This is a genomic window from Campylobacter sp. BCW_6466, from assembly GCF_001762835.1.
Lineage (GTDB): Bacteria > Campylobacterota > Campylobacteria > Campylobacterales > Campylobacteraceae > Campylobacter_D > Campylobacter_D jejuni.
In genome coordinates this window covers 40,703-48,679 of record NZ_MJXO01000074.1, presented here as the reverse complement: position 1 = coordinate 48,679, position 7,977 = coordinate 40,703, and the positions used below count along the sequence as shown (strand labels likewise).

General features: G+C 27.9%; 5 protein-coding genes and 4 pseudogenes. 4 read left to right on the top strand and 5 right to left on the bottom strand.

All coding sequences use genetic code 11. The annotated features are described in order from the left end of the window. Positions 1 to 940: cache domain-containing protein (locus AJ887_RS09115; protein WP_186820461.1), on the bottom strand; the 940-nt coding region annotated here is incomplete at its 3' end. A 223-nt stretch (positions 941 to 1,163) separates the two neighbouring features. On the opposite strand from AJ887_RS09115, the gene AJ887_RS09110 reads away from it, so the two are divergent. The 4 genes and pseudogenes from AJ887_RS09110 to AJ887_RS09095 all read left to right on the top strand — a co-directional run bounded on the left by AJ887_RS09110 (position 1,164) and on the right by AJ887_RS09095 (position 4,046). Beyond that, positions 1,164 to 1,589 (top strand): MerR family transcriptional regulator, encoded by a 426-nt coding sequence (locus tag AJ887_RS09110; protein WP_002871149.1) that lies wholly within the window; start codon positions 1,164 to 1,166, stop codon positions 1,587 to 1,589. A 126-nt stretch (positions 1,590 to 1,715) separates the two neighbouring features. Continuing rightward, positions 1,716 to 2,693 carry an aldo/keto reductase gene (locus AJ887_RS09105; protein ID WP_070240650.1) on the top strand — a complete coding sequence of 326 codons (978 nt, stop codon included), beginning with the start codon at positions 1,716 to 1,718 and terminating at the stop codon, positions 2,691 to 2,693. A gap of 57 nt (positions 2,694 to 2,750) precedes the next feature. Beyond that, on the top strand, positions 2,751 to 3,170 hold the full coding sequence (locus AJ887_RS09100) for a cupin domain-containing protein (protein ID WP_070240649.1): 420 nt from the start codon (positions 2,751 to 2,753) through the stop codon (positions 3,168 to 3,170). 107 nt (positions 3,171 to 3,277) lie between these two features. Further along, positions 3,278 to 4,046 (top strand): annotated as a pseudogene (locus AJ887_RS09095) (carboxymuconolactone decarboxylase family protein). A gap of 62 nt (positions 4,047 to 4,108) precedes the next feature. Here the strand turns inward: AJ887_RS09095 and AJ887_RS09090 are convergent. From AJ887_RS09090 to AJ887_RS09080, 4 genes and pseudogenes are all read right to left on the bottom strand, one after another. Next, positions 4,109 to 5,582: pseudogene (locus AJ887_RS09090) on the bottom strand (N-6 DNA methylase). Positions 5,583 to 5,767: 185 nt separating this feature from the next. Further along, positions 5,768 to 5,929 (bottom strand): annotated as a pseudogene (locus AJ887_RS10310) (restriction endonuclease subunit S); the annotation flags it as partial. A gap of 401 nt (positions 5,930 to 6,330) precedes the next feature. Then, positions 6,331 to 6,991: pseudogene (locus AJ887_RS09085) on the bottom strand (restriction endonuclease subunit S); the annotation flags it as partial. Next, positions 6,988 to 7,977: hypothetical protein (locus AJ887_RS09080; protein ID WP_186820772.1), on the bottom strand; the 990-nt coding region annotated here is incomplete at its 5' end. The pseudogene AJ887_RS09085 and the gene AJ887_RS09080, both read right to left, overlap by 4 nt.

Here is a 7,977-nt window from a genome sequence, read left to right as displayed (position 1 = left end):
TTTGGATAGCTGCAAGCGGAGAGAGATATTTTGATACGATGAAATAAAGGAGGATGACGCTAAATACTACCACAATAATGACAACAATAGCTTGAATAAATGCAGCTTTATGAATAGGTCCGTTTATAATATCAGCACTTTCAGTAATACAAGCTGTATAAGCAAGAACTTTAGTACAAGTTCCAAGTCTTTCTTTTCCATCAAGTTTATAAGTAAAAAAATTATTATCTCCATTAGCCTTATATGCATTTAAAACAGGAGAATGATCAATAGATGGATTTAATAATTCTTTATTGGTTGCAGCAAATATTTTATTTTTTTGATCAAATAAAAAAGTATTTCCAGGAGTTTTTGCAACTAAATTTTGTAAATTCTCTGATGGTATATCAACACCTAGCACTCCTATGATTTTACCATCTTTATAAATAGCTTTAGAATATGTTATTACATATTGTTTTAAATTTGTATCTAAATATGCTGGCGTAACAAAAATATCATTTGTTTTTAAAGCTTCTTTATACCAATCTTTTGTCTTTATATCTAAATCATCACGCAACTCAGGCATTTTTATGTCATTGGATCTTTGACTGAGTAGAACTTTTCCATTTGTTAAACCTAAATAAATATTTAATGCGTTTATGCTATGACGATAGTGTTTTAATATAGGACCGACATTGTTAATAATATTTTCTTCAGTATTTAAAGATTGATAAGGTAAACTTGTGATATCTTTTTCTAAGTTTTTAGTAAAAAATTGGTTTGTAGAACGGAAATTTTCAACTACAGATTGCGTGGCTTGAAGCAAGTTCATTTGATTTTTAAGAGTGGTTTCATGTAATGAGGTTTTTGTGAAATAAAAACTTACAATACCTAGAACAATTAGGGCGAAAATTGCAATTAAATTTGCAATGAGAGAAAGTTTGATTTTTATACTATTCATTTTTTTCCTTTTTTTGTATTTATTTTTAAATTTAAAATTAAATCTAGTATTATTTTATCAAAAAATATAAAATATTTTTTGACTTTTATCTTGAAAATTTAAAAATTTAATTATATTAATTGAAAATTATATGTATTTTTCTAAAAAGTAGCATTAATATAAAATAATAAAATATTTAGTTAAAAATTGAATTGTATGAAATTTATATTTATAAAGGATTAGAATGGCTTATACGATCATAGAGGTAGAAAGAAAAACAGGAGTTTCTAGTAGAACACTTAGGTTTTGGCTAGATAAAGGTTTATTTCCCTTTGTGGAAAAAGATAAAAATGGAGTGCGTTATTTTAGTGAAAAAGATTTAGAATGGGTGATTTGGGTGGATTGTTATAGACAAATTGGCATGAGTATTGAGGATCTTAAAAGATATATTTTTTTATGTGCTAAGGGTAAAGATACGGCAAAAGAGAGATTAGAGATTATTTTCAAATTAAAAGAAAAAACACTAAAGGATATGAAAAAATTGGAGAATATTATAAAAAAACTTGATTTTAAAATAGATTATTATGAAAAAATGGTTATGGAAAATAAAGATGAGCTAAATCCTTTAAGTAAAGATTATATTAAACGAAAAAAACGAGTAAAAATTTAAAAATATTTAATTTTATTCTTGACTTACACCAGATGTTAGGTTTTATACTTTTGATTAACATGATAGAAAAATGTTTTAATAATTAAGAACTATTAGTTTTTAATAAAAAATAAAAAAAGGATAAAAATGCAAAGAAGAAAATTAAGAAATTTGGAAGTAAGTGTCTTAGGACTTGGTTGTATGGGAATGAGCTTTGGTTATGGAGAAGCTAAAGATGAAAAAGAGATGATAACACTCATTCATAGGGCAAAGGATCTCGGTATTGATTTTTTTGATACAGCTGAAGTTTATGGTCCTTTTATTAATGAAGAATTAGTAGGTAAAGCAATAAAACCTTTTAGAAATGAAATGGTATTAGCAACAAAATTTGGTGTTAGAATTGAGGGTGCTAAGCAAATTGTCGATAGTACACTTAGTAAAATCAGACAAAGTTTAGAAGGTAGTTTGAAACGTTTGCAAACAGATTGTATAGATCTTTATTATCAACATAGAGTCGATACAAATGTTCCAGTTGAAGAAGTTGCTAACTTAATGAGCGAGTTTTACAAAGAAGGAAAAATTAAGGCTTGGGGTATGAGTGAAGCAGGAATTCAAAGCATTAAAAAAGCTCATGCAGTATTCCCGCTTAGTGCGGTTCAAAGTGAGTATTCTTTATGGTGGAGAGAACCAGAAAAAGAACTTTTAAAAGTTTTGGAAGAATTAAATATAGGTTTTGTTCCTTTTTCTCCTTTAGGAAAAGGATTTTTAGCAGGTAAATTTGATGCAAATTCTACTTTTGAAAATAATGACTTTAGATCACAAGTTCCACGTTTTAAAAGCGAGAATTTAAAAGCTAATTTGGATTTAGTTTATGCATTAGAAGATATAGCAAAAGCTAAAAATGCTACTTTAGCACAAATTGCTCTTGCTTGGGTTTTGGTGCAAAAAACATTTATTGTGCCTATTTTTGGAACAACAAATTTACGAAGGTTAGAAGAAAATATTAATGCTGTTAATATTGATTTTACTCAAGAAGAATTAAATCATTTAAAGAGTATTTTAGAAAAAATAATAATCAAAGGGGATCGGTATGCCGGTGAAGCAGCTCTTAGAGTTGGGAAATAAAAAGTTTGGTTTATTTCTTATTGTAATGGTTTTATGTAGTTTTGTTAAAGGAGTGTAATGCAAGAACTTGAAAGTAAAGGAATTCATGGAAGTTTTAAAGGCGATAGTAAATTTTTTAGCAAAAATGTAAAAGTTTCTATGATGTTTAAATCAAATGAGTGGAGAAATTTTAGTGGAGCTTTGGTTGAATTTGAAGCCAGTGCTAGAAGTGCATGGCATACTCATCCTCAAGGACAAACCTTAATCGTAACAGAGGGTGAAATCATCACAAAAGTTCCAGGTCAAAAAGCCTTTATAGCCAAAAAAGGCGATGTGATAAGCTGTCCTATAGGAGTAAAGCATTTTCATGGTACAACTAATACAAGTAGTGGAGCACACATAGCACTTACAGGTGAGAAAGAAGGTAAAAATGTAGAATGGCTTGAGCTTGTAAGCGATGAAGAATATGAAAATGCCTTAAAAGAAGCAAGAGAGTAAAGAAATTTGTAAATAAAACGCAAAAATTTTATAAAAACTTTTATGTTTTTTGGAGTATTTTAAATGCTCTTTTTTCGCAAATTTTAAAAACCACAAAGGATAAAACCATGCAATTAAGACAAAAAGCAAGAGAAATTTTTGAAAAACTCTTAGGAGGAGCAAAAAAGGATCAACTTTTTGCAAGTGATAAAGAGTATTTTATCAATCACATAAATTTTACTTTTGGCGAGAGTTTTGTAAAAGCAAATTTGGATACACAAAAATATTTTTTAATCACCCTCGCTTCTACTTTAGCAGTAGGTGGAAAAATAGAGTTTAAAGCTTTACTTCAAGGTGCAATCAAGAATGATATAAGTCCTATTGTCATCAAAGAAGTGATTTATCAAGCTACGCCTTATGTGGGTTTTGCTAGAGTATGTGATTTTTTAAGTCTTTGTAATAAAGCATTTAAAAAACTAAATATTGCCTTATCTTTGACTTCACAAGACACCACTACGCAAGAAAATCGCAAAATAAAAGGCAGGGAAATACAAAATGCTATTTTTGGTGAAGCCAATATCACTAAAATGATAGAATCTACCCCAGAAGATAAAGCTTTTATAAATGATTTTTTTGAGTGCGAATTGTTTTGGAGACTACTATACACGCATGGGACTTGATCTAAAAACTAGGGAGCTTTTAACCCTTGTATATCTTATCTCATTTGGTGGGTTAGACAATCAAGTAAAAGCTCACATACAAGGCAATCTTAACATAGGGCAAAGTAGAAAAGATTTGCTAAATGTCATTGCAGCTCTTATTCCATATATCGGTTATCCAAAAGCTTTAAATGCCCTAAATTTGCTTGATGATATAAAAGTAGAATGCAAGCAATAAATATTTATTGTAAATTGAGCTTAGAAGTTATTTGTAAATTAGTTTTATCAAAAAACTTGCAATCATTTTAGTATGCTTTTAAGCTCATTTAGATATTCTTGTTGTGTTTTTAGATTTATTTAAAATCTCTTCGCTAGTTTTTAGGATTTTTTCTTCTTTTGTATTTGGATTTTTAGCACTTAAATCATAATTTCTTTTTTCAAGCTCTTTTTTGCTAACAAGCCAAGAATTAGCAGTGATTTTTCTTTCTTTGTAGCACTTTAGAAATTCTTTAAAATGTGCGTATTCTAAAGGCTTATTTTTAGTAAGTTTATAAGGTGGTATAAGCTCGTAGTAATACACTCCATCGCCTTCACAAATACATTTTTTACCTTTAGAGAAAAAAAGCACATTAGTTTTAACAGCACTATAAGGCAAAAATACTCCACTTGGCAAACTCAAAACGCATTCTAAATTAAAATCATCTAGTAAATCTTTTTTTACACTCACAAAGGCATTTGAATTTTGAAAAAGCACACCTTCAGGCACGATGATCGCACATCTTCCATTGTTTTTTAAAGATCTTAAAATGTGTTGTAAAAACAAAAGTTCAGTAGCGTTTGATTTTATAGGAAAATTTTCTTGAATTTGTTCTTTTTCTTTACCTCCAAAAGGTGGATTTGCAAGGATTACTTCGTATTTTTCTTGTTCTGTTATATCTGTGATTTTTTTACTTAAAGTGTTTGTTTTTATGATATTTGGACTTGAAATTTCATGAAGTATCATATTCATAACGCCCATTGCGTAGCTAAGTGGAGTTTTTTCTTTGCCAAAAAGAGCATCATTTTTTAAAAATTCAAGCTCTTCCACGCTTAAATTTGCTTTTTTGCCTTTGGTTCTGTCTTTATATAAAATATGCAAAAAACTCTCAACCAAAAATCCACAACTACCACAAGATGGATCATAAATTCTTTCTTTTGGTTTAGGATCTATTACTTCCACCATAGCCTTTATCAAAGGACGAGGGGTGTAAAATTCTCCACTATTTCCACCATCGCTACCCATATCTTTTAGAAGTTTTTCATAAACTTCACCTAAGACAAATACTTCATCTTCTTTATTAAAACTAATCTCATCAATGATATTTATCACTTCTCTTAAAGTATGTCCATTTGCTATGCGATTGTCTATAAATTCAAAAATTCCACCGATTTTATACTCTATACTTTTAAAATCATCATTATTTTTAAAATTTTTAAGATAAGGAAAAAGCTCTTTATTTACAAATTCAAGCAAATCCGATCCACTTAAAGCATTTTTTACATCAAGTTTGCCATCTTTTTTAGGTGCTGCCTAAACACTCCAGCTAAATTTTTCTTGCAAAATGCTTTTATAATCTTTGCCATCTAAAAACGCTAAATCTTTTAAATTTGTCTCATAATCATCTAAAAATTTTAAAAAAAGTATCCAGCCAATCTGCTCTGTATAGTGCATAGCACCGCTTATACCATCATCTCTTCTTAGAATATCTGTGATTTTATCGATTTTGTTTTGCATTTTCTCCCTTTAAAGCTTTTAAAATAGTTTTATTAAAGTCTAGTTTTATTTTTTATTTTTGTTTTTGAATTACCGAGATTTCCTCGGTAGTTGCGATTTATATTTTTAAACTGCAATATGTTAAAAAAATCAAAAATTTTTAACATATCAAGCCAATGTGTTAAAATTTGGCAAATTTTTTAACATTATAATTCTCCCTTAAAAGCTTTATCAAGCAAGGATTGCTTAAGCTCTTCATAATCTTTTAGCTCTTTAGTGTAAAGTTCTTTTAAAGCCTTTGCCTTTTCAAAGACAAAATCTAAATGCTTTGCGATTTGCTCTTGCTCTTTGAGTGGTGGTAGGGGGATTTAGAATTAAAAATATCTTTATCAGAAACAGATGGATATTGTGCTCCTCTAATAAATTTGCTTATATAATTATCAAAAATATCACTTAATAAAAAGAAAAATAAATATTTATTATTTAAATTTTCATTAGCCCTTAAAACACAAAATCCAGTTGAACCTACGATATTATTAAAGTTATAATAATTTATAGCTATATTTTTTTAAATTAGGTCTTGTAGTGGCATATAAAATATCTCCATATAATACATCTTTTCTTGCTCTGCTAGGTGCATATTGCTTGTTGATATTTTTTATACTACAAATACAAAAATTTTTATTATCAATAGAAGATATGCCTATATAATAAAATTTATCATCATTAAAATCACAAGGATTAACATTTGAAGTTTTTAAAACAACAGAATTTAGGCTTTTCCATTCCCAAGTTTGTGGGAGTTGATAATTTTCTTTAGTATTGTCGTTAAGTGGATTAAAGGCTTTTTGCAAAGCACTTTGTATAAGCTCATCAATATTTGCTAAATTTTCTTTTGCTTTTTTGATATTTTCATCAATCTTACTAAAAGCAAAATCCAAAATCCCCACTATCCTTTCTTGCTCTTTAAGTGGTGGTAGTGGTATTTGAATATTATGTATTTGTTCTGTGTTTAAATTTGGTTGAGCAGCGCCAAAAGCATTTGCAAGATTTTGCTCACTATTGCAATATAAAAACCAAAAAACATATTTTCTTAAAATATTGTTATCAATTCTTAGCAAACCAATTCTTTGATTTAAATAAGCTTTATCATTTAAATTATATATTCCTATTTTACCAGTAGTAGCACCACTCATAGCTATTAATATATCATTTTTAAATATTAAATAATTATTTAAATCATTTTTATAATCACTTGGATTACAAAAAACCAAATCATCTAAAATAATATTTTCATTTTGTATATTTTTTATTCTTACGATAGGAATTCCTTTATCGCAAAATAAATTACTTTTAAATGCAAAACCATTTTTTAATTTGACAATATCATCAAGCTTTTTAACTTCCCAACCTTGCGGTAAATTTGTCATTTTGCTCCAATGTTTATTTTATTTATCATATCTTTTATCATATCTTGCCCATCTTTTGGCAGTTTTGAAAATTTTTCTACAAAATCTATCATAGGTGCATTTTCTTGCTTTATTTTGTCTAAAGTTATATTTGGATTTTGATTAACCATATCTACTAAATTAGACATTAATCTTTCTTGTAATTCTTTTGCTTTTCCACTATCGCTTAATTTTTCCATTTGTTCTTGGTATCCATAGTATGTTTTAGCAACCGTTTCTTTGTGTTTATACTCTTCTTGAAGTCTTTTTATTTCATTGCGTCTTCTGGTAGAAAAAACACCTAGCCAAACCAACGAAATATAAATAGGTAGTCTTAATGCGGCCAAGCTAAGAATACTCATATAATCATTAGCGTTTATCTTACTTAATTGACTAAATATCAACTCACCTGAAAGTCCAATTATTGAAATTATAGAAACAAATACTGCACAATTCCAAAAGAAAATAGAGCTTTTATATTGATTTTTAGATATTTCATAAGAATGTGCTAAAGAACCATTAGTAGCACCACCTAATAGTTTTTTAATATCTTTCTCTATGTCATTAAACTTATTTTTTTGGTTTATTTCATATTTTTCAAATGCTTCTTTTTGTGTTTTAAAATAATCTTGTAATTCTTGTTTTAAATCTTGTAATTCTTGTTTTAATCCACCACTTCTTGTATTATTTTCTTTATCAAATTCTCCAAAAGTCTCATCGTAAAATTTGTTAAAATTATCGATTTTATTTAATAAATCTTGTAATCGTTTTTCTGTATCATTTTTTGTATTTTCTATTTGGTTATATAAAGATTCGTCATTATCCTCTCCACAAATTAAGTTATATTTTTCTTGTATTATTTCAAGTTTATCACTTGCTTCATTTTCAAATTCTTCTATATTTTCTTTTAAATCTTGTAATTCTTGTTTTAATCCACCACTTCTTGTATTATTTTCTTTATCAAATTC